This is a genomic window from Hyphococcus sp. (genome assembly GCF_965267305.1).
In the GTDB taxonomy this organism is placed as follows: Bacteria; Pseudomonadota; Alphaproteobacteria; order Caulobacterales; family Parvularculaceae; genus Hyphococcus.
This window is the reverse complement of sequence record NZ_OZ253945.1, coordinates 2,948,289-2,971,788: the sequence shown is the minus strand read 5'-3', so window position 1 is coordinate 2,971,788 and position 23,500 is coordinate 2,948,289. Positions and strand designations below refer to the sequence as shown.

Annotated in this window: 25 protein-coding genes; 14 read left to right on the top strand and 11 right to left on the bottom strand. The window is 60.3% G+C overall.

What is annotated here, in order from left to right; all coding sequences use genetic code 11:
- Window positions 1–60: 60 nt before the first annotated feature.
- The 7 genes from pheT to rpmI form a co-directional block, all read right to left on the bottom strand.
- On the bottom strand, window positions 61–2,469 hold the full coding sequence (gene pheT / locus ACQY5P_RS14260; RefSeq protein ID WP_428407539.1) for a phenylalanine--tRNA ligase subunit beta: 2,409 nt from the start codon (window positions 2,467–2,469) through the stop codon (window positions 61–63).
- Window positions 2,466–3,098, bottom strand: coding sequence for a hypothetical protein (locus ACQY5P_RS14255; RefSeq protein WP_428407538.1), 633 nt, complete (start codon window positions 3,096–3,098; stop codon window positions 2,466–2,468). Before ACQY5P_RS14255 ends, pheT begins: the two co-directional genes overlap by 4 nt.
- Window positions 3,098–3,481, bottom strand: coding sequence for a DUF302 domain-containing protein (locus ACQY5P_RS14250; RefSeq protein ID WP_428407537.1), 384 nt, complete (start codon window positions 3,479–3,481; stop codon window positions 3,098–3,100). Before ACQY5P_RS14250 ends, ACQY5P_RS14255 begins: the two co-directional genes overlap by 1 nt.
- Window positions 3,482–3,490: 9 nt before the next feature.
- Window positions 3,491–4,567 carry a phenylalanine--tRNA ligase subunit alpha gene (gene pheS / locus ACQY5P_RS14245; RefSeq protein ID WP_428407536.1) on the bottom strand — a complete coding sequence of 359 codons (1,077 nt, stop codon included), beginning with the start codon at window positions 4,565–4,567 and terminating at the stop codon, window positions 3,491–3,493.
- Window positions 4,568–4,789: 222 nt separating this feature from the next.
- Window positions 4,790–5,104 carry a UrcA family protein gene (locus ACQY5P_RS14240; RefSeq protein ID WP_428407535.1) on the bottom strand — a complete coding sequence of 105 codons (315 nt, stop codon included), beginning with the start codon at window positions 5,102–5,104 and terminating at the stop codon, window positions 4,790–4,792.
- A 219-nt stretch (window positions 5,105–5,323) separates the two neighbouring features.
- Complete coding sequence (rplT, locus tag ACQY5P_RS14235) at window positions 5,324–5,680, bottom strand: 50S ribosomal protein L20 (protein ID WP_428407534.1); 357 nt, start codon at window positions 5,678–5,680, stop codon at window positions 5,324–5,326.
- A gap of 12 nt (window positions 5,681–5,692) precedes the next feature.
- Window positions 5,693–5,893 (bottom strand): 50S ribosomal protein L35, encoded by a 201-nt coding sequence (gene rpmI / locus ACQY5P_RS14230; RefSeq protein ID WP_428407533.1) that lies wholly within the window; start codon window positions 5,891–5,893, stop codon window positions 5,693–5,695.
- A 370-nt stretch (window positions 5,894–6,263) separates the two neighbouring features.
- Between rpmI and ACQY5P_RS14225 the strand changes: the two genes are divergently transcribed.
- Genes ACQY5P_RS14225 through ACQY5P_RS14215 form a run of 3 tightly spaced genes read left to right on the top strand, consistent with a single transcriptional unit; the run spans window position 6,264 to window position 10,283 of the window.
- Window positions 6,264–7,232, top strand: a complete 969-nt coding sequence (locus ACQY5P_RS14225) for an aspartyl protease family protein (protein ID WP_428407532.1) — start codon at window positions 6,264–6,266, stop codon at window positions 7,230–7,232.
- Window positions 7,233–7,292: 60 nt separating this feature from the next.
- Window positions 7,293–8,603 (top strand): amidohydrolase family protein, encoded by a 1,311-nt coding sequence (locus ACQY5P_RS14220; protein WP_428407531.1) that lies wholly within the window; start codon window positions 7,293–7,295, stop codon window positions 8,601–8,603.
- Window positions 8,604–8,612: 9 nt separating this feature from the next.
- Window positions 8,613–10,283 carry a leucine-rich repeat domain-containing protein gene (locus ACQY5P_RS14215; protein ID WP_428407530.1) on the top strand — a complete coding sequence of 557 codons (1,671 nt, stop codon included), beginning with the start codon at window positions 8,613–8,615 and terminating at the stop codon, window positions 10,281–10,283.
- 73 nt (window positions 10,284–10,356) lie between these two features.
- On the opposite strand, the gene ACQY5P_RS14210 is transcribed toward ACQY5P_RS14215, so the two are convergent.
- Window positions 10,357–10,815 (bottom strand): Lrp/AsnC family transcriptional regulator, encoded by a 459-nt coding sequence (locus tag ACQY5P_RS14210; protein ID WP_428407529.1) that lies wholly within the window; start codon window positions 10,813–10,815, stop codon window positions 10,357–10,359.
- Between the two features lie 122 nt (window positions 10,816–10,937).
- Between ACQY5P_RS14210 and ACQY5P_RS14205 the strand changes: the two genes are divergently transcribed.
- The 3 genes from ACQY5P_RS14205 (at window position 10,938) to ACQY5P_RS14195 (ending at window position 13,322) form a co-directional block, all read left to right on the top strand.
- Window positions 10,938–11,219, top strand: coding sequence for a DUF6356 family protein (locus ACQY5P_RS14205; RefSeq protein ID WP_428407528.1), 282 nt, complete (start codon window positions 10,938–10,940; stop codon window positions 11,217–11,219).
- Between the two features lie 27 nt (window positions 11,220–11,246).
- Window positions 11,247–12,251: a YeiH family protein gene (locus ACQY5P_RS14200; RefSeq protein WP_428407527.1), complete on the top strand. Its 1,005-nt coding sequence runs from the start codon at window positions 11,247–11,249 to the stop codon at window positions 12,249–12,251.
- A 120-nt stretch (window positions 12,252–12,371) separates the two neighbouring features.
- On the top strand, window positions 12,372–13,322 hold the full coding sequence (locus tag ACQY5P_RS14195; protein ID WP_428407526.1) for a hypothetical protein: 951 nt from the start codon (window positions 12,372–12,374) through the stop codon (window positions 13,320–13,322).
- Window positions 13,323–13,686: 364 nt separating this feature from the next.
- Here ACQY5P_RS14195 and ACQY5P_RS14190 read toward each other — a convergent pair whose 3' ends face one another.
- A complete protein-coding gene (locus ACQY5P_RS14190) occupies window positions 13,687–14,181 on the bottom strand; it encodes a YbjN domain-containing protein (protein WP_428407525.1) in 495 nt (164 codons plus the stop codon).
- A 179-nt stretch (window positions 14,182–14,360) separates the two neighbouring features.
- On the opposite strand from ACQY5P_RS14190, the gene sdhC reads away from it, so the two are divergent.
- From sdhC to ACQY5P_RS14155, 7 genes are all read left to right on the top strand, one after another.
- A complete protein-coding gene (gene sdhC / locus ACQY5P_RS14185) occupies window positions 14,361–14,768 on the top strand; it encodes a succinate dehydrogenase, cytochrome b556 subunit (protein ID WP_428407524.1) in 408 nt (135 codons plus the stop codon).
- Between the two features lie 2 nt (window positions 14,769–14,770).
- Entirely contained in the window at window positions 14,771–15,109 is a 339-nt protein-coding gene (gene sdhD, locus ACQY5P_RS14180; protein WP_428407523.1) for a succinate dehydrogenase, hydrophobic membrane anchor protein, read from the top strand.
- A 4-nt stretch (window positions 15,110–15,113) separates the two neighbouring features.
- Window positions 15,114–16,901, top strand: coding sequence for a succinate dehydrogenase flavoprotein subunit (gene sdhA, locus ACQY5P_RS14175; protein ID WP_428407522.1), 1,788 nt, complete (start codon window positions 15,114–15,116; stop codon window positions 16,899–16,901).
- An 89-nt stretch (window positions 16,902–16,990) separates the two neighbouring features.
- Window positions 16,991–18,136, top strand: a complete 1,146-nt coding sequence (locus ACQY5P_RS14170) for an FG-GAP repeat domain-containing protein (protein ID WP_428407521.1) — start codon at window positions 16,991–16,993, stop codon at window positions 18,134–18,136.
- Window positions 18,137–18,420: 284 nt separating this feature from the next.
- Window positions 18,421–19,398 carry a hypothetical protein gene (locus ACQY5P_RS14165; RefSeq protein ID WP_428407520.1) on the top strand — a complete coding sequence of 326 codons (978 nt, stop codon included), beginning with the start codon at window positions 18,421–18,423 and terminating at the stop codon, window positions 19,396–19,398.
- Window positions 19,399–19,662: 264 nt separating this feature from the next.
- Complete coding sequence (locus tag ACQY5P_RS14160) at window positions 19,663–20,160, top strand: hypothetical protein (protein ID WP_428407519.1); 498 nt, start codon at window positions 19,663–19,665, stop codon at window positions 20,158–20,160.
- A 300-nt stretch (window positions 20,161–20,460) separates the two neighbouring features.
- Entirely contained in the window at window positions 20,461–21,225 is a 765-nt protein-coding gene (locus ACQY5P_RS14155; RefSeq protein WP_428407518.1) for an EAL domain-containing protein, read from the top strand.
- Between the two features lie 85 nt (window positions 21,226–21,310).
- Here the strand turns inward: ACQY5P_RS14155 and ACQY5P_RS14150 are convergent, their stop codons facing one another.
- Window positions 21,311–22,108 carry a hypothetical protein gene (locus tag ACQY5P_RS14150; protein WP_428407517.1) on the bottom strand — a complete coding sequence of 266 codons (798 nt, stop codon included), beginning with the start codon at window positions 22,106–22,108 and terminating at the stop codon, window positions 21,311–21,313.
- Window positions 22,105–22,572 (bottom strand): abscisic acid-deficient protein Aba4 family protein, encoded by a 468-nt coding sequence (locus tag ACQY5P_RS14145; protein ID WP_428407516.1) that lies wholly within the window; start codon window positions 22,570–22,572, stop codon window positions 22,105–22,107. Before ACQY5P_RS14145 ends, ACQY5P_RS14150 begins: the two co-directional genes overlap by 4 nt.
- A 172-nt stretch (window positions 22,573–22,744) precedes the next feature.
- Here ACQY5P_RS14145 and ACQY5P_RS14140 point away from each other — a divergent pair, with 172 nt between their 5' ends.
- Window positions 22,745–23,497: a LytTR family DNA-binding domain-containing protein gene (locus ACQY5P_RS14140; RefSeq protein ID WP_428407515.1), complete on the top strand. Its 753-nt coding sequence runs from the start codon at window positions 22,745–22,747 to the stop codon at window positions 23,495–23,497.
- Window positions 23,498–23,500 lie beyond the last annotated feature (3 nt).

The following is a 23,500-nucleotide window of genomic DNA, read 5'->3' as shown; positions in this document are numbered from 1 at the left end:
TTGGGCGGGCGCGATCTGCAAGCCGGTCAAGATGGTAAAATCAGACCTTACGCCGGCCGGTCAGGCCCGCAGGGTCCCGCCCACGGCCTTTTCCACCTGGGCGATGATGCGGGCGGAAACCGCCTCGATCTCTTCATCGGTGAGGGTCTTTTCCCGCGGCTGCAGCGTCACTTCGACGGCGAGAGATTTCTTACCCTCCGGCACGCCCTTGCCCTGGTAAACGTCGAAGAGGCTGACATCGGCGATGAGCTTTTTCTCTGCGCCGCGCACGGCCTTGAGGAGCGCCTCGGCGGCGACCGCCTCATCGACCACGAAGGCGAAGTCGCGCGACAGCGGCAACAGTTCCGAAGCGTCGAGCGCCGGACGGGTTTTCGCGGCTTTCTTTTTCGGCTCAGGGATCAGGTCCAGAAACACCTCGAACCCGTGGACCGGTCCATCCACATCCATGTCTTTCAGGACGCGCGGATGGATTTCGCCGAAATGGGCGAGCGCTTTCGGACCGAGACGCAGAACGCCCGACCGGCCGGGATGGAAATAATCCGGCGCATCGGCGCTGGCCTGCAGGCTGGCGACAGGCGCGCCGGCCGCTTCCAGCGCGGCGATGGCGTCGGCTTTGACCGTGAAGACGTCGGCCTTCGCGGCCGCGCCCTGCCAATGACGGGCGGGATGCGACAGGCGCACGCCGCCGGCGGCGTTCGCATGATCCGCAGGCTGATCGCCGGCGTAAATCGGCGCAACCTCGAACAGCGCGAGGTTGTCGCGGCCGCGGTCGGCGTTGCGTTGAAGCGCGGCGATAAGATTGGGCAACAGCGAGGAGCGCATCACGCCGAGATCGGAGGAGATGGGATTCGCGAGCACCAGCCCTTTGGCGCGCAGTTCATTGGCGCTGGCGAAGAGGCCCGCCACACGCTCATCTAGGAAAGACCAGGTCACCGCTTCGAGCATGCCGCGCCCGCTCAGCGCGCGCCGCGCCATGCGCCGGCGCTCCTGCCCCGGCGTCAGTTTCGGCGTTTCCACGGGCTTCAACATGGGCAGCGTCGCCGTTGGCAGTTTGTCGAAGCCCGCAATGCGCGCGATTTCCTCGACGAGATCGGCCTTGCCCTCGACGTCCGGCCGCCAGGACGGCGCATCCACCTGCCACGGATCGCTTTTGCGCACCGTAAAGCCAAGCGCCGAGAGGATGCGCTCGCATTCCTCCGGTGCAACATCGAGGCCCGTGAGGCGCTTCACCTCCGAAGGCGGGAAGAGAACGGTTTTATCCGCCCGCGGAATGTCGCCCGCCAGCACGATCTCCGACGGCTCGCCGCCGCACATGTCGAGGACGAGCTGCGTCGCCATTTCCATGCCCGGCAGGATGAAATCCGGATCGACGCCGCGCTCGAACCGGTAGCGCGCATCGGAATTGATCCCCGTCTTGCGGCCGGTTTTGGCGGTCCTCAACGGATCGAAATAGGCGCATTCAATGAAAACGTTTTTCGTTTCTTCCGTGCAGCCCGTTTCCTCGCCGCCCATGATCCCGCCGAGGCCCAAAACGCCATTGTCGTCGGCGATCACGGTCATGGTTTCGTCGACCTCATATTCCTTGCCGTCGAGGGCGAGAAATTTTTCGCCCTTTTCGCCAAGCCGCGCGCGAATAACGCCTTTCAGCTTGTCAGCGTCGAAGACGTGCAACGGCCGCGCGCGGTCGTAAGACATGTAGTTAGTGATGTCGACCAGCGCGCTGATGGGACGCAAACCGATGGCGCGCAACCGGTCCTGCAGCCATTTCGGCGAAGGACCGTTTTTGACGCCGCGCACATAACGCCCGGCGAAAACCGGACAGGCGTTTTCCGCGCCGGCGGGAAAATCGAGCACGACCTTTTGCGGGCTCGCATAGGCGCCCTTCACCGGTTTGGGTTCCGGCGTAACGAACTTGCCGAGACCCGCCGCCGCAAGATCGCGGGCGACGCCATTGACGCCATTGGTGTCGGGACGGTTTGGCGTCACCTCGAAATCGATGACGGGATCGTTCGCGCCCATGACTTTCGCCACCGGGTCGCCGACTTTCGCAGACGCCGGCGCTTCGATGATGCCGTCATGATCGTCGCCCATTTCGAGCTCGCGCGCCGAACACATCATGCCGTGAGATTCGACGCCGCGGATTTTCGCTTTCGACAAGGTGACGTCGATGCCGGGCACATAAGCCCCCACCGGCGCATAGGCGACCTTGATCCCCGCGCGCGCATTGGGCGCGCCGCAGACGATCTGCATCTCCCCGTCCTTGGTCGCGACCTTGCAGACGCGCAACTTGTCGGCGTCCGGATGAGGCTCTGCGGAAATGACTTCGCCAATGGTGAAGGCGGAAAGGCGCTCTTCCGGATTTTCAACCTCTTCCACCTCAAGGCCGACCGCGACCATGGTCTCGACGATCTCATCGAGGCTGGCGTTCGTGTCGAGATGTTCTTTCAGCCAGGAGAGGGTGAACTTCATGACGCTTCATCTTCCGAAATGGTTTGCAACAAACGCGCGACGACATCGTCGCCGGCGCTTTCGCATTTTTTGACAGGTGTTGGCCGCGACGCATTTTCCGGCCCGGCGACCCAGCATTTTTCAAAGACCGAGCAATAGCAGACGCCGAAATAGGTTTCTGCGGTGTCGGCGGCAAAGACGCGCGCCTTCAACGCTTCAAAGCCGGCGCGGGTTTCGTCATTGCGGTCCCAGAGCAGGAGGATCGCCTCGCTCTTTTCGCCCGCCGCCAGCATGCCGATGGCGGAGTCAAGGCTGGAGGAGAAGTCCTTATGCAATTGCGGCGGCAACAGGCGGTCGCGCAAATCCGCCCAATCGCTGACCGGCGCGCCGTCAACCACAAGCACCGCGCTTTCGATCATGGCAGGGCCGATGCCGTCATTCTTGATGGCGACGCGCATCGCATAGCCTTCAGGCTCCGTCGAGAAACCGCTGGTGATGCTGACGGCGGGCAGAACGCTTGCATGCTGCTGCTTGCGCATGATCTGCGCCTGATCCCACGCGACAAAGAGCGCGCAGGCGCCGATGACCATCGCCGCGATGGAGCCGACGGTTTCAAAATTGAAGGAAAGTCGCTTTTCCGGCTTCGTCATCACACGCGCTCGATGACTTTCGCAAGCATCGCCTTCACGGCGTCGGCCGCGTCGTCGAGCGCCGGATTGCCGACGCGCCCGATGGACGCGACTGGATCGACGGCGGCGACTTCGACGCCTTTGTCCGTTTGCTGAACGATGACATTGCAAGGGAGCATGACGCCAATCTTGTCCTCGATGGAAAGCGCTTTGTACGCCATCTGTGGGTTGCAGGCGCCGAGAATGCGATAGGGCTGGAAATCGACGTCGAGTTTCTTTTTCATCGTCGCGGCGACATCGATATCGGTGAGAACGCCGAAACCTTCGGCTTTCAGCGCGTCGGTGACGCGCGCGATGACGTCGTCAAATTCGCCGGAAACGGTTTTCGCGATGTAGTAGCTCATGGAAAGCTCCTATTTGCTGAGGCCCGCCCAGAGGCTCGGCTGGTCGGCTGGATCGAAGCCGTAATGCTCAAGCCAGCGCGCATCGGCGGCGAAGAAATCGCGCAAATCGGGAATGCCGTATTTCAGCATGGCGAGGCGGTCGACGCCCATGCCCCAGGCGAAACCTTGATATTCGTCGGGATCGAGACCGCAATTGCGCAGCACGTTGGGGTGCACCATGCCGCAGCCGAGAATCTCCATCCATTTGTCGCCCTGGCCGAAACGCACTTCGTTGCCGACGCGCTCATACTGCACGTCCATCTCGGCGGAAGGCTCCGTGAACGGAAAGAAATGCGGGCGGAAGCGCGTCTTCACATCGTCAATCTCGAAGAAGGTTTTGACGAAGGCTTCGAGCGTTCCCTTGAGGTGGCCCATATGGGCTTCTTTATCGATCACCAGTCCTTCGACCTGATGGAACATCGGCGTGTGCGTCTGGTCGCTGTCACAGCGGAAAGTGCGGCCCGGAATGATGATCCGGATCGGCGGTTTCTGCGACATCATGGTGCGGATTTGCACCGGCGAGGTGTGCGTGCGAAGCACCATGCGCGAGCCGTCTTCCTTCGGCTCGAAGAAGAAGGTGTCGTGCATTTCCCGCGCCGGGTGATCGGGCGGGAAGTTCAGCGCCGTGAAGTTATGAAAGTCGTCCTCAATGTCCGGCCCTTCGGCGACGTCGAAGCCCATGGCCGAGAAGATCGCGATGATTTCCTCCGTAACCTGACTGACGGGATGGATCTTGCCTTTCGGCTCCGGACGGATCGGCAGCGTCACATCAATTTTCTCAGAAGCGAGACGGGCGTTCAGCGCCGCTTCTTCCAGTTCGGTTTTCTTCGCTTCAATCGCGGCGGCGACGCGGTCCTTAAGACCGTTCAGCGCCGGTCCCATTTCCTTGCGCTCTTCCGGGCTCATCTTGCCGAGCGTCTTCATGCGTTCGGAAACAACGCCCTTCTTGCCGAGCGCGCCGACGCGCACTTCTTCGAGCGCCGCGACCGTATCGGCGGCGGCGATTTTGGCGGCAAGGTCACGTTCGAGTTGTTCAATGTCGGACATGAGGTCCGGTCTCCAGTCGTTCAAAACAAAAAAAAGCGCCATCCTCGGATGACGCTTACGGGCAGACGCCGCTTCGGTCATCCGTTCAATCGGCGCTCCTAAAGAAGAACGAAAAATCAGGCATGAAGGGCGGCTCCGCGCTGTCCGTCCCCTCCATATAAAGAGCGGGCCCTCTTGTCGAGGGCCCGCCCTGGGTTCGGTCCGGTGAGAGGAGGCGCCGGTTTATTCGGCTGAGGCGACCTGCTGGGTTTCGGCGCCGTCGGCAAAGGCGGTCAGAAGCGGCGCGCCGATCTTTTCAATGCTTTCGGCAAGCGTTGTTTCCACGCATGTTTTCATGACGGAGAAGTAGATCGGCGAGCCGGCCAGCTCCTGCTTGCAGACGGATTTGGCGGCGGCCTCGAGCTCATCATAGAGAGACTCGACATAGGCGGCGTCGTCGAGACGCGCTCGGTCGAACTCGACCACCATGTCGGCGGCGAAAGCTGAGGACTGGGCGATGGTGAAAACGGAAGCGGCGAGGGCAAGGGTCCGGATCATTTCGATATTCCTTTCAATAGGTTAGCGAAAGCCCGGGCGTCTCCTGTTTGTTATTGGTCACAACAATGCTGCGACGCACAATGAATATCACGCTCGACCGTTCAGTCAACAATTTTGTATGTGTTGCGTACAATTTGGCGGAAATTCGACCCGCCCAAAAGAGAAAGGCGCCCGGAACATGGGCGCCTTTCAAGATCGTTTTTCTGGCGGAAAGGTCGCCTAAGCGAGGGCTGCTTTCGCCTTATCGGCCAGGGCCTTGAAGGCTTCCGGCTCTTTGACGGCGATGTCGGCGAGCACCTTGCGGTCCACTTCGACCCCGGCCTTGGTCAGGCCGTCGATGAAGCGGGCATAGGTGAAATCGAGTTCGCGGCAGGCGGCGTTGATGCGCTGGATCCAGAGCGAGCGGAAATTCCGCTTCCGGACGCGGCGGTCGCGATAGGCGTACTGGCCGGCCTTCTCCACGGCCTGGTTGGCGACGCGGAAGGTGTTCTTGCGGCGGCCGTAATAGCCTTTGGCTTTGCCGATGATTTTCTTGTGGCGGGCGCGGGCGGTGACGCCTCTTTTCACGCGTGACATGGGGCGGTCTCCTTAGCGGTTATAGGGCATGTATTTTTTGACGATCTTCGCGTCCGGATCCGAAAGCACATCCATGCCGCGGTTCTGGCGGATTTGCTTGGGCGTACGCTTGATCATGCCGTGACGTTTGCCGGAGACGCCGGCTTTGACCTTCCCGGAGGCGGTCATCTTGAAGCGCTTTTTCGCGCCTGATTTGGTCTTCAGTTTGGGCATTTTGCTTTTCCTTAAAGGGTCCTTTCGGACGCGCAACAAGACCGCCAAGGCATGCCATAAGGCCCGGCGGCCGGTGAGAAGGCGCGGGTTATAGCCCAAGAAAGCGCTAAGGCAAGGGATTTCGCCCTATTTTATAAGGAGAATTACGCCCCCAGCGAGCGCCGCCGCCGAGAGGAAAAACAGCACCGCCTGAACCCGCGGCGGAAGCCGCTTCACAATATGCAACATTTGCCGCTCCCAAGGCCGGATTTTCGGGGAATTATGGCCCGGCGGCGCGCCGTGACAAGCCGCAGCAAGCTGGGTAGCATTCCCACAGGGGCGCGCAATCATCTTGCGGATAAGAAAAAGATTCAGGGATGGGGCGCAAATAATGAAGGGATTTCAAAGGCTTTTCCGCTGCGGGGCCTTGGCCGCGGCATTCGCCGCAGTTTCATCGGCGGGAGCGAGCGCGCACCCTCTTTCCGGCGCCGAGCCCCAGGAATGGGTCCCCTACCGCATCGATTACCAGGGCTGGATCACGGTCAACGCAAATGTGAACGGCGACGGGCCCAATGACTTCATCGTCGATTCCGGCGCCACCATCACCTCGGTTTTCGCCAATCTCGCAGAGAAGCAGGACTTTCAACCGGCCGCCCGCGGGCCGATCCGGATTCTCGGCCTCGCCAGCGCCGAGGCCCTGCCGGCCTATATCCTCGGCGAAATCACCGTCGGCCATTTGACCCTCGACAACCATGTGGGGGTGATCTTGCCGGACTGGGCGCCGCCAAATACGCCGCCCCAAGGGGTGGTCGGTCTCGACCTCCTCACCCGGCATACGGTGATGATCGACGAGGAAGAGGGCCGCGTGAAGTTTTACGACCGCGCCGTCGCGCCTGACGATAAAGCGCGCGGCTGGACGCGCACCAATCTCAAACCGCTCGACGTCGACAATCAGGCGACGCCTCTTTATCTGATCGATCTCAATATCCGCGGCTTCAACGTGCCTTGCGTTGTCGATCTCGGCGCATCGGGCACGATTTTCAACGGCCCCGCTTTTCGCGCCATGACCTCGGGCGTTCGCATCAACAGCTACGGCCTTAGAAGTTCGACCGCCGCCTCGAACCTCAACGACATTTTCGACAACACCTCCACCGCAAAAGCGGTGAAGATTTCGCGCCTCAAAATCGGCGGTGCGCGCTGGCGCAATCAAATCTTTCTTGTCTACGATGCGGAAGTCTTTCGAGAGCTTGGCGCCGCCTCGAAACCATTCTGTCTTGTCGGCATGGACCTCTTCGCCGACCGCAGCATCATCTTCGATTTCGCCAACGAACATTTCTATATCGGGCCGGAGCGAAATTAACTGGCCGGCTTTTCCAATCTCATGCGCATCGCCGGACGCGCCCTTCCAAGGAGACCTTCCATGAAGCAGTTATTGCTTGCCTCTATCGCCGCTTTCGCAATTACAAGCGCTAAAGCCGCCGATTACGCCGTCGTTCATGCGGGGCGCCTGCTTGCGGTTCCCGGCGGCGCGGTGACGCAAGATCAAACCATCGTCATCAAGGACGGCATAGTGACGCGTGTGGCGGACGGGTTCCTGAGCGCGACAGACATAGGCGCCAATGCGGATGATGCCGTCGCCATACACGATCTGAAAAACATGTTCGTCATGCCCGGCCTGATCGACGGCCATGTGCATATTTTGAGCGAGAACAATCCGCGCGCGCGGCTCGACCGCGTGGAAATGTCCGAAGCCGATCTCGCCATCGCGGGCGCGGGTTTTGCGAAGAAGACGCTGATGGCCGGCTTTACGACCGTGCGCGATGTGGGCGCCGGATCGTCGGACGCGATCTTCGCCCTTCGCGACGGCATCGCCCGCGGCGATGTCGCGGGCCCTCGCCTTTTGGCTTCTGGTGCGACGATTTCGGTGACCGGCGGCCATGGCGACGGCACGCAAGGCTATACGGATGAAATCGCCGTCCTGTTGCATTCCAAAGGCGTCTGCGACGGGGTCGGCGAATGCCGCAAGGCGGTGCGCGAACAGGTGCGCCGCGGCGCCGACCACATCAAGCTGACGGCGACGGCGGGCGTCCTCTCCAACACCGCCGCCGGTCTGGAACAGCAATTCTTCGACGATGAATTGAAAGCCATCATGGATTCAGCGCACGCCATGGGCCGCAAGGTCACGGCGCACGCCCATGGCGTCAACGGCATCAACGCCGCCCTGCGCGCCGGCGTCGATTCCATCGAACACGGCACTTATCTCGACGCTGAATCGATCCGCCTCTTCAAACGCAACAACGCCTACCTGGTGCCGACCATTCTCGCCGGCGTCACTGTCGCCGAATGGGCGGCGGATCCGGAATCGTTTCTCTTGCCGCCGCAACGGGCGAAAGCCGCGGAAGTCGGCCCGAAAATGATCGACATGGCGCGCCGCGCCCATGAGGGCGGCGTGAAGATCGCGTTCGGCACCGACACCGGCGTGTCGAAACACGGCGAGAATGCGCGCGAATTTGCGCTGCTGGTCGAGGCGGGACTGACGCCGATGGAGGCGATCCGCACCGCAACCGTCGCGGGCGCCGACAATCTCGGGAAATCCGACGTGCTCGGAACGATTGCGCCCGGCAAATATGGCGACCTCGTCGCGGTCGAAGGCGATCCGCTCGCCGACATCACCGAGCTGGAAGACATCGACTTCGTGATGAAGGAAGGTATTGTCTATAAATCGGAATAGGACTCGCCAATGTCTTCGAAGTTCAACCCTCCCAGTGACGCCTTCGGCCATGAGCTTCAAGAGGTTGCAAAACAAGCGTCAAACTTGGCGAACTATCTCGGGACGGCGAATCGACTGCCAGAAGGCTTCCCTCGTGATCCGGTAAACGACTTGTGCAGAGCGCTAATCGGGCTTCCAGGCGGCTCGGCACAGGGAGCTGTATTTACACTAGTTTATGCGAGAGAACGCCTCCTTGATTTTCGTCCTCCACTCCGCGGCGATGACGAAGACGATGCGCAAATCTTTAGAGGAGAAGAACTCGACAACAAAATGACAGCGTTAGACGCAGCCGTTGGCAGTGCGATCTCTCACTATCGCAAGGAAACAGGCGTCGAGATTTCGGTATCCGACGATAAAGACATTACTGCTGCAAAAACGCCGGAAGATGACTTAAAACTCGGCGGCGTCTCCGAGACCGCACGCAAAACTAAGCATGAAATTGCTGCCGCACGACAAGGCCTAGAAAAAGAGGCGCTGGAGGACGAAGAAGCGGCCGATGCCGTACGCGGCATGAGGGACGCTGAAAACCAGCTTAATATCGGCGGCGCGGAAGCTGGCGTTGAAAGCCCTAAGGCTCAGCATCTCGAAAAAATCGGGAAAAAGTTGGTAGATGGCGCTGAAAAGTTAGGCGAGATTTTAGAACATGCCAAAGAAATCGGGCGACCATGGGCCGACGGCTGGGGCCAGTTTCAAGCGGATGCGTTACAGACAGTATTCAATACGATTTCTTATGTAGGCAAAGCCCTTAAAGGGTCTGCGCGTTATATAAGGTCCATACAAACTACCAAAGACCTACCCCCTTCAACATCCTCCACGCCGCCGCCAAATTTTGACCTCGTTAAAGCATATGAGATGATTCTGAGAGGCGAGACTCCTCCAGAAGGCTGGCATCCCTTCATCACTGAGCTTAACTTAGAAGAAGAGGAGATATATGATTTGACGCCGCTGTCTCCTTTGTCGGCACTTCACTCTCTTGATCTGAACGAAACCCAAGTTAGGGATTTGGCGCCTCTGTCAAAACTTACCGCCCTGCGTTCGCTTTTCCTCAATGAAACAGAAGTGAGCGACCTGACCCCACTAGCGGCGCTCACGTCTTTAAAAGAGCTTTATCTTGACGGTGCTCAAATTAGCGACCTAACACCACTTTCCAGCCTACCATCCTTGGAAATACTTTACTTAGACTACACCGCAGTAAACGATCTGAAACCGCTAACATTAAGCGCTTCCCTGCAGGAGCTTTCCTTAGACGGCACGCAAATTAGCGACCTAACACCGCTTACAAAGCTTACGTCGCTGAAAAGGCTTTTCCTAAACAATACTCAAGTTAATGACCTCTCACCCCTCGCAAATCTTACTTCGCTAGAAGGGCTTTTCCTCCGTGATACAATGGTGAGCGACCTAACACCGCTTGCAAAGCTGACCTCACTAGGATGGCTCCGTCTCGACAATACGCAAGTATACGATCTGTCGCCACTTGCGAATCTCGTCGCTCTAAAAGATCTCCACCTCAGCAACACACAAGTAAATGACCTATCGCCACTGGGAAACCTGAAAAACCTTTCCTATCTAGGCATAAAAAACGCACCTATAAGAGACATAAGCCCTGTCAAGGACATTAAAGGCCTCTTAATAATAAACTAAGCTTGACGTCACGTTATAGAAACCATCCTATCATTCGATAGTTATCAGTATACGTCTCACTGTGCTAACGCCCTCACGCATAATCGAGCGGCAGCTCCGTCGTCTGTTTCAGAACCTCCATGGAAAAGGTGGAGGTGAAGTCCGAGAACTCCGCGGCGGCGATGAGGCGCTTATAGACCCGGTCGTAATGGGCCATGTCGGGGACGACGACTTTCATCAGATAGTCGATCTCCCCGCTCATACGGTGCACCTCGACGATTTCCGGAATGCGGCCGACGACATCCGCAAAGCGCTTTAGCCAGGCTTCGTTATGCTGGGCGGTCTTCACTGAAATGAAGGCGGTCAACGAGAGGCCCAACGCTTGTGGGTCCGCGAGCGCCACCCGCCGGGCGATCACCCCCTCCTCCTCCAGCTTCTTGATCCGCCGCCAGCAGGGGGTCGCAGAGAGCCCCACCGATTCGGCGATCTCACTAACAGGGGTGGCTGCATCGCGTTGAAGCGCCGCCAAAATGGCTTTATCCGTAGGGTCCATTCTAAGTTTTATAAAGAAATTAGAAAAAACTCGCAATCATTAGTTTTTCTATCCATCTATGTAGGATATTTTTTCACCGGTTTCCGCTTAGGCTTAAAGGGTAAACGGGGATCGAGACTGACATGATCAAACGCGCCTTCACGGAACATCCGGCCAGCGTCGGAGAAAGCTATTTCCAGCATATGGGAATGGCCTTCGGCTTCGGCGCGAAGATGGCGCTGGGCGGCCTCGCCTGCATGATCCATGCGGTCTTCCCGTTCCTCTTCGTCTGCACCGGCCGCAAATGCATCGAGGATCTGCACCACCGCATGGTGACCCACCGCGACCGGCGCCAATGCGCCGAGGCGCATTCCGCCATGCCGTCTCTGGCGCGCGAGAAGCAATCGCTCCACGCTGCGGAATAGTTTCCGCTCTAAAGGTCGTCCGCTTCTGTGACCCGCTTCACCGATCAGGCGAAAGTACTGATGCCCGGCGTCCTGCTCGCCGTGACGGTGGCGCTTGCGTCGCTCTTCATCGCTTCGCGCTATGGCGGGCCAGTGATGCTCTATGCGATCCTGTTCGGCATCGCCTTCAACTTCATGAATGACGACGAGAAGACCAAGCCAGGCGTCCAATTCGCCTCGAAGCGCGTGTTGCAGCTCGGGGTCATCCTTCTCGGCGCCTCGGTGACGTTTTCGGAAATCGCTGACCTCGGCTGGGCGACGGCGCTGCTCGTCGTCGCAGCCGTGACGACCACGATCGCGGCTGGATTTCTGATCGGCCGCAGCGCCGGACTGACGGCGCCGCATTCGACGCTCTCCGCCGGCGCCGTCGCCATTTGCGGCGCTTCGGCGGCGATGGCGATCGCCTCCGTCCTGCCGCAAACAAAAGAGAGCGAGCGCAATCTCATCCTCACGGTTGTCGGCGTCACGACGCTCTCCACCGTCGCCATGGTCACCTACCCGTCGGTCACGCATATGCTCGCTTTCACCGATATGCAGTCGGGCGTTTTTCTGGGCGCCACCATTCACGACGTCGCACAAGTGATCGGCGCCGGCTACATCGTCTCCGACGAAGCGGGCGCCGTCGCGGCGGTCGTCAAGCTGATGCGCGTCACCCTGCTCGCCCCGGCGGTGTTCGTCATCGCCCTTCTTTTCTCGCGTCAGGCGGGCGCAGAAGCCACGGGCCGGGCTTTCCCGATTTTCCTTTTCGGCTTCGCAGCGCTGATGGCGGCGAACAGTGTCGGCTTCGTGCCCCAAGAGGCCCGCGAGATCCTTTCCGGCGCGTCGCGTTTCGCCCTTGTGGTCGCCGTCTCGGCGCTGGGCGTGAAAACATCCCTGAAAGACCTCTTCGAGGTCGGCCCGAAGCCGGTGGCCGCGCTCGCGCTCCAGACCCTCTGGCTCGCGCTTTTCGTCGGCCTCGCCGTCGCCTTCGGCAAAGGCGTCCTGCCTCACTAACACCGCCGGGAAACCTGCGGTTAACGCGCCCTTAAAGCGGCAATCTTCAACGCCGTTTTTCCCGGATTTTAACTCAGATCGGCGACGCTCCCCCGCATTCATACTTTCCGGGGAGCCCGCATGACGGACCAGCCGCTTCAGACCCGCATCGCCGCCATCGGCGCCGACGGCTTCGTTTCCGCAGACGAAGTCCTGTTTCTGCGCAGCAAGGTTTTTGCGAATGGCGTCGTAGAACCGGCGGAGCTGAACGCGCTGTTCGATCTCGGCGACCGCGCGCAAAACGGCGACCCCGAATGGTTCCAGTTTTTCGCCGAAGCCGCCGCGGATTTTTACCTCCGCGAAGAAGAGCCTCATGGCTATCTGACGCCGGAGGAATTCCGGTCGCTGAAAGAAAAAGTCCTGCGCAACGGCCATGCGAACGCGCTTGAGATCGCGCTGATGGTGAAGCTCATGGAAACCGCCGACGAGACCCCGCCGGAAATGGCGGCGTTTGTCGGCGAGCAGATCAAGGCAATGATCCTGGGCAAACCAGAAGGCCCGGTCGTTTCCAAGCAGGACGCGGTGATGATCCGCCGCTATCTTTTCGCCGCGGGCGGCGACGGCAATGTCGCCGTGACGCGCCGCGAGGCGGAGCTTCTTTTCGACATCAACGACGCCACGGAGAATGCGCGCAACAATCCGGCGTGGACGGAGCTTTTCGTGCAAGGGGTCGTCAATCACCTGATGGCGCATCTCGGCTACAAGGCGCCGAGCCGCGAGGAAGCCTTCCGCCGCAACGCCTGGGCGAAGGACCAGTCCGTCAATGTCGGCGGCTTCTTCAAGAAGATGATCGCCGGCGGGCTGTCCGGCTTCCGCGCCACGCAAAGCGTTGCGTCCGCGCATGAGGAACAGCGCGACGCGGAGATCGCGCATGCCGAACAGCTCACCAAGGCCGAAGCCGACTGGCTCGCGACGCGCATCGGCAAGGATGGCGGCTTCGACGTCAATGAACGCCGCCTGATCGAGCGCCTGCGCGAACTTGAAAAAGAACTTCCCGAAGGCCTCAAAGCGCTGATCGACCGCGCGGCGTAAGCTGCCCGCGCTGCGCCGCCGCTTTTCATCCGCATGCTGACTGGCGTTGCGGAGAGTCTGGCGCCATTTGACATTTTCTGCTCCAACGTTTCGACCTTTCCTGCGTCATCCCGGACGCGTTGCAGCATGAAATGATGCAACGCAGATCCGGGATCCCCATCAGTGAGACGGAAGGAGATCCCGGTTCTGCGCAGCAACACTTTCGTGTTGCGGCGCGGCCGGGATGACGACCTAGATGGATAGTAAGGCCGCCGCGAAGGTGGTGGATAACTTTCCACCAACACTGGGAATTCTTGAAGAATTCATCACAAGTGATGAATTTTTTAAGCCGCGATTCGCTTTATTGGGGTGCGAACTAAAGCGCCTAGCTTGTCGGCTCGCCGTCCTGGAATTTCGACACGAAGGCCGAAATCACATCCGCCCAGCGGGAGATGTTCTGCGACAGGTGTTCTTCGGTGACACCGCCATTGAGCTCAATGACGTAATCGACGCCGACCTCGTCCGTGCCTTCCAGCACATAGGCGCGGCCGAAGACCTGGCTGTCATTGAAGCTGTTGACGATGCGGTAGTCGCTTTCGGCGACATCGCGGCCGAGCTTGAAATTGGCGAAGAAGACGAGGGTCTCACAGGCCTTGGGCGAACCGGAACAGGAAAGCGCGCGAACGTAAAAACCGAACTGGCCGGCCTTGCCTTGCGCCACCGGCGCGCCCGTGGCGCTGTCGGCCATCATGTCGGGGTTGAGGCCCGCCTCGGCGAGGACGCTTTCAAGCTGATCGCCGGTAATTGCGCCCAGGGTCTCGGCCCCCGCGCCCGTGCACATCGCCATCCCGAACGCCGCAGCCGCCAGAAAATGCTTCATGTCACACGCCCCACGCAGATTTTACCGTCCCACCGCCCCAGCATGACCGAAAAGGGCCCGTCTTGGCAATGGCTTGGGCCGCGTCGCGGCGCATCTGTCGCTCCCCGTTTTCGTTGACTTGGCAAAGGGGCGGCCTATGTTCGCCGCAACACCGCAACGCCTCCAATTCCGGGGTTTTCATGAACACTGAAGCGCAAGCCTCGCGGCCCCAATCCGCGCGCCCTCTCTCGCCGCATTTGCAGATCTGGCGGTTCACGCCGTCCATGGCGGCCTCCATCACCCATCGATTTACGGGCGTCATCAATTATGGCGGGCTGCTGTTGGTCGGCGTCTGGCTCGCCAGTCTCGCCTTCGCGCCGGAGCTCTATAGCGCCGTCGCAGGCTTCGCGCGCTCCCCGCTGGGCCTCATCATCATCGCCGGCTTCGTCTGGTCGCTCTCCTATCACCTGCTGAACGGCCTCCGTCACCTTTACTGGGATACGGGGCGGGGCTTGGCCCCGGCGACGGCGAAGAAGACCTCCATCGCGGTCTATGCAGGCTCGGTCGTGCTGGCCGCGGTCATCCTCTGGGCCGGATTGGGAGCGTAACGATGGCGCAGCATAAAGGCACCTCGACCTTCATCATCCAGCGCGCCACCGCGGCGCTGATGATCCCGCTCGTTCTCTGGTTCCTGATCGGGATGGTGTCCCATCTTGGCGCCGGATACGAGGCGGCGCGCGTCTGGGCGGCGCATCCATTGAACGCCGGGCTTCTCGCCGCGCTCTTCGTCATCGGCGCCATCCACATGCGCATCGGCATGGCGGAGGTGATCGCCGACTACATCCATGGCGGGCTCAAAAGCGTATTAAACTTGATCAACTGGCTTTGCGCCCTCGGGCTTGCCGCCGCCGCGCTTTTCGCCGTTTACACTCTTTCCTTCGCAGGCTGATCAAATGACTTCGAGTTACGAGATTGTCGATCACGAATATGACGTTGTGGTTGTGGGCGCCGGCGGCGCCGGGCTTCGCGCGACCCTGGGCGCGGCGCAGGCAGGACTTAAAACCGCCTGCGTCACCAAGGTGTTTCCGACCCGCTCGCACACCGTGGCGGCGCAGGGCGGCATCTCCGCAGCCCTCGGCAACATGTCGGAAGACGACTGGCGCTGGCACATGTACGACACCGTCAAAGGCTCGGACTGGCTCGGCGATCAGGACGCCATCGAATATCTCTGCAAGAACGCGCCGGCCGCCGTCTACGAGCTGGAGCACTGGGGCGTTCCCTTCTCGCGCACCGAAGAAGGCAAGATCTATCAGCGCGCTTTCGGCGGCATGACCAAGAATTACGGCGAGGGTCAGGTGCAGCGCACCTGCGCCGCCGCCGACCGCACGGGCCACGCGATCCTCCACACGCTTTACGGCCAGTCGGTGAAGCAGAATGCGAAATTCTTCATCGAGCATTTCGCCCTCGACCTCATCATGTCCGAAGACGGCGAATGCCGCGGCGTGATTTCGTGGGAGCTCGACACCGGCATCATCCACCGCTTCTCCGCGAAGATGGTGATCCTTGCGACCGGCGGATATGGCCGCGTCTATTTCTCCTGCACCTCGGCCCATACCTGCACCGGCGACGGCAACGCCATGGTCCTGCGCGCCGGCCTTCCCCTGCAGGACATGGAGTTCGTGCAGTTCCACCCGACAGGCATTTACGGCGCCGGCGTCCTCATCACCGAGGGCTCGCGCGGCGAAGGCGGCTATCTCACCAATTCCGAAGGCGAGCGCTTCATGGAGCGCTATGCGCCGTCCGCCAAAGACCTCGCCTCGCGCGACGTCGTTTCGCGGTCGATGACGATTGAGATTCGCGAAGGGCGCGGCGTCGGTCCGAACAAGGACCACATCCACCTCAACTTGAATCACCTCGATCCGAAGGTGCTGGCGAGCCGCCTGCCCGGCATTTCGGAGAGCGCGAAAATTTTCGCCGGCGTCGATGTCACCAAGGAGCCGATCCCCGTGCTCCCCACCGTCCACTACAATATGGGCGGCATCCCGACGAATTATCACGGCGAGGTCATGACCAAGCGCGGCGAGGATTCGGAAGTCATCGTGCCGGGCCTTATGGCCATCGGCGAGGCGGCCTGCGTTTCCGTCCATGGCGCCAACCGCCTCGGCTCCAACTCGCTCATCGATCTCGTCGTCTTCGGCCGCGCGGCGGGCCTTCGCTGCGGCGAGGTCGTCAATGCGAAAGCCGCCAATCCCGACCTGCCGAAGCAGGCGACGGAAGAAGCCCTCGCCCGCCTCGACCGGTTCCGTTACGCCAAGGGCGGCACGCCGACCGCTGCGCTGCGCGCGCAGATGCAGCGCGTGATGCAGGAAGACTGCGCCGTCTTCCGCACGGAAGAAACGCTGCAGGCGGGCTGCAAGCGCATCGCCGAAGTGCATAGCGGCATGCCCGATATCGGCGTCACCGACCGCAGCCTCATCTGGAACACCGACCTCGTCGAGACCCTCGAGTTCGACAACATGATCGGCCAGGCCATCGTCACCATGGAAAGCGCGGCGAACCGTAAAGAGAGCCGCGGCGCGCACGCCCGCGAAGACTTCCCCGACCGCGACGACGCCAACTGGATGAAACACACGGCCGCCTGGTTCGCCAACGGCAAGGCGACCCTCGACTACCGCCCGGTGCATGATTTCACCCTGACGGACGAGATTAAGTATATCGAGCCGAAGAAGCGGGTTTACTAAGCCATCGCATTTCGAAACCGGTTTGCCGCTTCGACATTCTGTTTCGCAGGCCGCGGCGGTCCGAGGAGCGCGTGAGCAAGGAGTGGTCGATGAAGATATCCGCCTTTGCGCTAGGACTCATGGCGGTCGCCTTGCCCGCCCATGCGGCGGACCGCATCTTCATGACGCATCCTTTTCTCGTTCTGACGCCTGCGGAGGATTTTACCTCGTCCGTCACGGCCGGCGATTTTGACGGCGACGGCGCTATCGACATTCTTGAAGCCAATGGCCGCCATTGGCGCCAATCCAACCGCATCATCTTCAATAGCGGCGAAGGCTGGCTCGACCGTTCCCTGCTTATCGGCGGGCATGAAGCACGCAGCTATCAGCTGGTCGCAGGCGATTTCGATGGGGACGGCGATCTCGACGCGATCGAAGCGACGGATAATGGGGGCGCCTGGTTCTACCGCAACCTAGGCGACGGAAGCTTTGCCGTGGAGAAGACGCCCGCCGGGCCGACGTCTTCGCGCAGCGCCGTCGCGTTTGACGCCGACAAGGATGGCGACCTCGACGTCTTCCTTTCCAACCGCGGCGAGGCAGGCCTCCTCCTCCTCAATAACGGCAAGGGCAAATTCAAAGCCATCCGCGTCGAAACCAGCGAAAGCGGCAGCGTCGGTTCCGCCGCCGGGGATTTCAATGGCGACGGCGCGGACGATCTGTTGCTGGCGGTGCGTGACGGCGACAGCGCGCTGGTGCTTTTCAACGACGGCAAAGGCGGCTTCGCGGAACGCAAAACCTTTGGCTTTACCGGCATGGACATTCGCTGCGTCGCCGCCGGCGACCTCAACAAGGACGGAAACACGGATATCGTTTACGGCGTCATTGGCGGCCAGTCCGTCATCATCTTTGGCGACGGCGAAGGCGGGGTCCTTGGCCAGGCGCGTTTTGGACCTGCGGATTCCGAAGCCTATGGGCTCGCCCTCGGGGATCTCGATGGCGACGGCGATGTCGATATCGCCATGGCGCGTTCCGAACAGGTCAATCTCGTCTTCTTCAATGACGGAAACGGCGAGACGTTCGAAGAGATCGTGCTGGAAGAAAATCCGTGGACGGAGCCGGAAAAGGGCGAAAGCCCTTCGGACAGCTATGCGGTAACCATCGCCGATATCAACATGGACGGCTTTGGCGACCTCATTGTCGCCAATTCAGGAGGGGCGAACCCGGTCTATCTGAACCGGCCCGCCTCGGATGAGTAAAGTCGGCGCTGCGCTCTGCCTACTTTGACGTAAAATTCAGATCGCCGCCCGGTTCTCCAACGGCAAGGCGACCATCGACTACCGCCCGGTGCATGATTTCACCCTGACGGACGAGATCAGCTATATCGAGCCGAAGAAGCGGGTTTACTAAGAGTTCCGAACGTCCGGATCAGACAAGACGCCGGCTTTTTGCGATGAGGCGCCGCCCTCGCGCGTAGTCTTTCGGGTTGGTCTGATATTCTCTGCCGGATAGGGCGAGCGCGCCGTCATGATAAGGGGCGATCATGAAGAAAACCATTATGTTGTCAGTTTTGGCGGCAGCCGTGCTGCTGGCGCCGCCAACGGCGGCGGCGCCGAAACAGAATGTCGACGCGGAAGCGGACATCGATTACCGCCATGATTTTCCGCTGCTCAAAAAGCAGCACGGAACGCGCGTTCTGATCGATCGCTTTCACGAGACGATCTACCAGGAAGAAGGCTTCGCGACCGGCGCGCATGTGATGCTTGAGATTATGGGGCGCGACGGTTTTTCCGTCGCCTATGCTGACGCGGCGCTTTCTGCGGCCACGCTCGAAGATTCGGACGTCCTCATCATTCACGGCCTTCCCAATGAAAAATCCGAACTGCCGAACGGCGCCGTGTTCTGGAAATCACCGCTGAGCGGCGAGGAAATCGAAGCGATTGTCCGTTTTGTCGACAATGGCGGCGGGCTCTATTTAAGCCTCAGCCATTTTCCCAATGGCAGCGGCGCGGCGCCGCTGCTCGAAGCGTTCGCCGTGAAATTTCGCGACGGCTACGTCTACAGCGAGGAATATCCAAGCTTTAACGACCCGGAAGACGGACGCTGTTCGCATTATTTCGGCATGTCGCGTGAAGACGGCACGCTTAACCCGGAGCACCCGCTGATCGAAAACGGCCTGAAGGTCGAAAAGGTCGACTATCTGTGCGGCGCGGCGATCTTCCGGGAGCCCGAAGACGCCGTCCTGTCCTTCCCGCCGGGGACTGCAAACCACTTTCATGGCAAGGCCTCTGAAGGCGACGTCTACGAAACCTCGGATCATTACGCGGGCATGATCGCCTTCGATTATGGCAAAGGAAAAGTCGTGGTCTCCGGCGATCAGGGCATGTTCCGGGATTTCATTTTTACCTTCGATACGGGCGAACGGGTCTATGTCACGATCACCAGTCCCGACAACGACAACGCCAATCTGTTCGTGAACATGATGCGCTGGCTGTCGCCGAAAATCGGCACGAGGGAATAAGCCGCCGTGAACTGCTGGGAAAGGCGCAGCGCCCCCGCGAAGACTGCCCCACCGGAACTACGCCAACCGGATGTAATACACCGCCGCCTGGTTCGCCAACGGCAAGGCGACCATCGACTATCGCCCGGTGCATGATTTCACCCTGACGGACGAGATCAGCTATATCGAGCCGAAGAAGCGGGTTTATTGAGCGTCTAAGATCTGAGTATATGTTCTGACTTTGATTCGGATACGAATCAATCCCTATAATCTGAGGCATTTCCAATGTCAGATTATAGGTTAGCCATGCTGTCAATTACTGTTCAGGAACAAGTGGGAGAGAATATTCGGTCACCGAAAGATGCAGAAAATTTGGATTCAATCATTGTGTTCCGTAGTGGTTGGAAATCCTCGATATACTCAATCCTTGATGACGCCTGCGCAAATGACAAAGGCAATTACAAGATAACCGTTAGTGACCCAAACGCACCGCTGAGATATAAAAGCCTTACCGAACCTCAGGCATGCAATGATCTGGGAGTATCAGCCCAAGCAATTTTTACCTGTTTAGCCACAGGTGGAGCTGCTGGCTTCTTGGTCATCCTCGAAAGAAGCTTAGATAAACTCCTTAAATGGAAACAAGCGCGCGAAGGGCGGAAAATTACTATTAAAGTGGGTGAGGTAGAAACGTCGTTAGAAGGGGACTACTCGATAAAGGAGGCTGAGAAGCTATTCCGTTTCGCCCATAAAAAAGCGCCCCCCGACGATAAAAACGCCGCTTAAATCACCCTCATCGCTTCTAACCAATAAACAGCCAGCCATTCAGCGCTTGCAGATACAACCCGACCGTCAGCGTCACGCCGGCCGCCGCCGTGATCCAGCAATGGCGCTTAGCGCTGTAGGGCAAGTTAGCCGTCGGCTGGACCCGCCATCAAACCAAGCTAGCCTTGAGGCGGAGTTGAGCGTTTCCTTGATTAAGGAAACTGTTCATCATTCCGTAATAGGCTGTTCCCTTCAGACGCTAGCAGGCCAAACACCATGACGTCAGCTTGCCCCGGCTGCCAGGACGGAAAAGCCTTTAAGATGGACTTCACAATGGCGTTCCAGCCCATTGTCGACGCCGCCGCAGGGGACGTCTGGGCCTATGAAGCGCTGGTGCGCGGGCCTGACGGCGAGCCCGCAGACGCGGTTCTGCAATCCGTCACGCCGGAAACCTTATACGCCTTCGATCAGGCCTGCCGCGTGAAGGCGATCAAGCTCGCAGGCGCGCTCATGCCGAAAGGCTCGCGCGCCCGGCTTTCCATTAATTTTCTGCCCAATGCGGTCTATGAGCCGCGCGCCTGTATCCGCGCATCGCTCGCCGCCGCTGCGAAAGCGCATTTCGATCCGGCCCGGCTGATGTTCGAGTTCACGGAGAATGAGCGGATCGACGACGTGGATCACGTCGAGAACATCATCCGCGAATATCACAAAATGGGCTTCACCGTCGCCATCGACGATTTCGGCGCCGGCCATTCGGGGCTTGTCCTGCTGGCCCGGTTTCGGCCCGATGTGCTGAAGCTCGATATGGACCTTATCCGCAACATCGACGCCAGTCGCAGCAAGCAGGCGATTGTCGCAGGCGTCGCCGCGATTGCGCGCGCGCTGGACATCGACCTTCTTGCAGAAGGCGTGGAGACCAAAGCGGAATTTGGATGTCTGCGCGCCGCCGGCATCCGCCTGTTTCAGGGCTGGCTGTTTGGCGCGCCCGCCGTCGAGCGATTTGAAGACGTCGATTTCGCGGCGCTGGGCTTGCCGAATAAACCCGAAGGCGATGAAGCGGAAGCCATGCATCGCATGCGCGCCTGAGAGTCGCTGGACGGAAAACAAGCGCCAGCAACACTCGGCGCTAGCGCCTTGCAGAAGAACCAAAGACGACAGGCGACATCTCTCTCTAACCGATAAACGCCTGCCCGTTGAGCGCCTGAACGAACAGCCCGATTGTGAGCGCAACGCCGAGCCCCGCGGCGATCCAGACAACGCGTTTCGCGGCGCCGGCGCTTCCAAACATTTTATCCGCCGCATAGCCGACAAGCGGCAGCGCCTGCATCAGATGCGTCGCGAAGAAATGCGGAACGCGCAAATCCCCACCCTCGCGCGACCAGCCGAAGAGCGGCAGTCCGCCCGCATCGGTGGGCGTCCCGTCGACCCAATGGCCTGTCGGCTGCTGCGCCATGTAGCCGGCGATCCCGAGGGTCAGGATGAAGCCCAGCGTAAAGCCGAGACCGGCGCCGAGTTTCAGCCCCGGCGTCAGCTTGTCCGTAACCGGCGTCCGCAAGAACCAAACGCCGAGCACGATCGCGGGCATGATGATGAGAAGCGCGCCAAGCCCCATGAAAATATAGATCACCGCGTCGAACTGCGTTGCATTGTTGAAATGCGAGGCGACGCCCCGCGCCGATTGCGCGGCGATGATGGCGATTTCGGCCAGCGCCGCGAAAGCGGAGACAGCGGCGACAATGGCCAGCGCTTTTCCCCCGCGCGCCCGGTCGGGAAGAAACCGCACCAGCAGGGCGAGCGTCGCCAGATGCAGCGCCGTCGAGATGTAGAATTTCAGCGGCTTGATCCAGATATTGATGTCGTTGACCGTGCGCGGGTCGAACTCCATGGCGACCAGCGTCGCCGGAATCGCGGCGAGCAGCAGGAACGCCGACTGCAGCCAGACCCTTTCCGGAAAATAAAACCGCTTCATGACGCCGCTCCCGACTTCGCCGCGGCGCCGTCAGCCTTCGCGACGCCGCGCCAGCCCGCCTCGGTCAGGAGGAAGAGAAGGAAGCCTAGCGGACCGAACATGAAGGTGAAAAAGAGGATCGGGATCTGAACGAGCCGCGTGACGCCGGCAGCGTCGGCGCGCCTTGCGATCATTGCGCCAATGGCGAGATCGAAGGCGAGATAATGCACCCATCCGGCGAGGAGCGCCGCGTCATTGGCGAACAGCGCGCGAACCTCGGCCAGCGATCCGAAGCCGCCGCCCTCCGCGCCCGCAAAAAAGGCGAGGATCAGGCCGCCATAGAGCGTGCTCAACAAAGCGGGGATCGCGATCCCGGCGACGAACAGCACCCACTCCCAGCGTTTTGGGGAAAACAGGAGCAAGAGCCAGCCAATCATGGCCAGCCTGCTGCTCAATGCAAACAGCGTTTCGATATCTAACGTCATAGCGATTTTTCCTCGTGAAGCCTTGATGATGCTTGGCCGGCGGCGCGCCTTTTTGTTTGCGCATGACGACGCAGCGCCCGCAACGGCGAATGCGCGAAGCGACTGGAATCCTTCGCCAATTGCTCTAAAATCCGTTCGCGAAGCGTGAAATGCAGGCTGCGTTTGGGGATCGATGACGCTGATCCGGAAATATTTTTGGCTCGGCGGCGCGGTTTCCCTCGGGCTCGGCGCGCTTTTCGCTTTTCTCGGCGTTTACGACACCGACAATCTGCCGCTGGGCATGCGCTTTGTGTTCTGGACCTCGACCATGGTGACCGGCACGGGAGCGGCCGCGCTGACCGGGCCTTTCATCTTTGACCGGCTTTTGCCCGGCCGCCATCCGGCGCTTCAACTGGCGCTCGTCGCCGCCATCGTCTCCTTCCCCGTCTGGGCGGTGATTATCGGCTTCACCGTGGGCCTTACCGGCCGCTGGCCGATGAACGATCTGCCCATGCAGTTTCTGAGGATTTTTGCGATCTCCTACATCGTCGTGGGCGGCGGCTATTCGGGCGCTCGGATGCTCGGGCTCATTGGCGGGGCGCCCGAGCCCAGCGGCGCGGCCGGGGTCTCGCCCATCCCGAAATTTCTCGAACGCCTGCCCGCGAAATATCGCGGCGCAGCGCTCTATGCGGTCTCGTCCGAGGACCACTATCTGCGCATCCACACCGACCGCGGCGAAGAGCTGATCCTGATGCGCCTCTCCGACGCCATGCGCGAGCTCGAGGGCGCCGACGGGTTGCAGACGCACCGGTCCTGGTGGGTCGCGCGCGACGGCGTCGACAACATCGCCCGCGACAATGGCAAACAGAAGATCGTGTTGAAATCCGGCGCCGAGGCGCCGGTCTCCCGCTCCTTCGCCAAAGCCATCAAGGACGCGAAGTTCTGATCT

Coding starts and splice junctions, on each gene's coding strand:
- pheT (WP_428407539.1), bottom strand. CDS start 2,469: ATGAAGTTCACCCTCTCCTGGCTGAAAGAACATCTCGACACGAACGCC.
- ACQY5P_RS14255 (WP_428407538.1), bottom strand. CDS start 3,098: ATGACGAAGCCGGAAAAGCGACTTTCCTTCAATTTTGAAACCGTCGGC.
- ACQY5P_RS14250 (WP_428407537.1), bottom strand. CDS start 3,481: ATGAGCTACTACATCGCGAAAACCGTTTCCGGCGAATTTGACGACGTC.
- pheS (WP_428407536.1), bottom strand. CDS start 4,567: ATGTCCGACATTGAACAACTCGAACGTGACCTTGCCGCCAAAATCGCC.
- ACQY5P_RS14240 (WP_428407535.1), bottom strand. CDS start 5,104: ATGATCCGGACCCTTGCCCTCGCCGCTTCCGTTTTCACCATCGCCCAG.
- rplT (WP_428407534.1), bottom strand. CDS start 5,680: ATGTCACGCGTGAAAAGAGGCGTCACCGCCCGCGCCCGCCACAAGAAA.
- rpmI (WP_428407533.1), bottom strand. CDS start 5,893: ATGCCCAAACTGAAGACCAAATCAGGCGCGAAAAAGCGCTTCAAGATG.
- ACQY5P_RS14225 (WP_428407532.1), top strand. CDS start 6,264: ATGAAGGGATTTCAAAGGCTTTTCCGCTGCGGGGCCTTGGCCGCGGCA.
- ACQY5P_RS14220 (WP_428407531.1), top strand. CDS start 7,293: ATGAAGCAGTTATTGCTTGCCTCTATCGCCGCTTTCGCAATTACAAGC.
- ACQY5P_RS14215 (WP_428407530.1), top strand. CDS start 8,613: ATGTCTTCGAAGTTCAACCCTCCCAGTGACGCCTTCGGCCATGAGCTT.
- ACQY5P_RS14210 (WP_428407529.1), bottom strand. CDS start 10,815: ATGGACCCTACGGATAAAGCCATTTTGGCGGCGCTTCAACGCGATGCA.
- ACQY5P_RS14205 (WP_428407528.1), top strand. CDS start 10,938: ATGATCAAACGCGCCTTCACGGAACATCCGGCCAGCGTCGGAGAAAGC.
- ACQY5P_RS14195 (WP_428407526.1), top strand. CDS start 12,372: ATGACGGACCAGCCGCTTCAGACCCGCATCGCCGCCATCGGCGCCGAC.
- ACQY5P_RS14190 (WP_428407525.1), bottom strand. CDS start 14,181: ATGAAGCATTTTCTGGCGGCTGCGGCGTTCGGGATGGCGATGTGCACG.
- sdhC (WP_428407524.1), top strand. CDS start 14,361: ATGAACACTGAAGCGCAAGCCTCGCGGCCCCAATCCGCGCGCCCTCTC.
- sdhD (WP_428407523.1), top strand. CDS start 14,771: ATGGCGCAGCATAAAGGCACCTCGACCTTCATCATCCAGCGCGCCACC.
- sdhA (WP_428407522.1), top strand. CDS start 15,114: ATGACTTCGAGTTACGAGATTGTCGATCACGAATATGACGTTGTGGTT.
- ACQY5P_RS14170 (WP_428407521.1), top strand. CDS start 16,991: ATGAAGATATCCGCCTTTGCGCTAGGACTCATGGCGGTCGCCTTGCCC.
- ACQY5P_RS14165 (WP_428407520.1), top strand. CDS start 18,421: ATGAAGAAAACCATTATGTTGTCAGTTTTGGCGGCAGCCGTGCTGCTG.
- ACQY5P_RS14160 (WP_428407519.1), top strand. CDS start 19,663: ATGTCAGATTATAGGTTAGCCATGCTGTCAATTACTGTTCAGGAACAA.
- ACQY5P_RS14155 (WP_428407518.1), top strand. CDS start 20,461: ATGGACTTCACAATGGCGTTCCAGCCCATTGTCGACGCCGCCGCAGGG.
- ACQY5P_RS14150 (WP_428407517.1), bottom strand. CDS start 22,108: ATGAAGCGGTTTTATTTTCCGGAAAGGGTCTGGCTGCAGTCGGCGTTC.
- ACQY5P_RS14145 (WP_428407516.1), bottom strand. CDS start 22,572: ATGACGTTAGATATCGAAACGCTGTTTGCATTGAGCAGCAGGCTGGCC.
- ACQY5P_RS14140 (WP_428407515.1), top strand. CDS start 22,745: ATGACGCTGATCCGGAAATATTTTTGGCTCGGCGGCGCGGTTTCCCTC.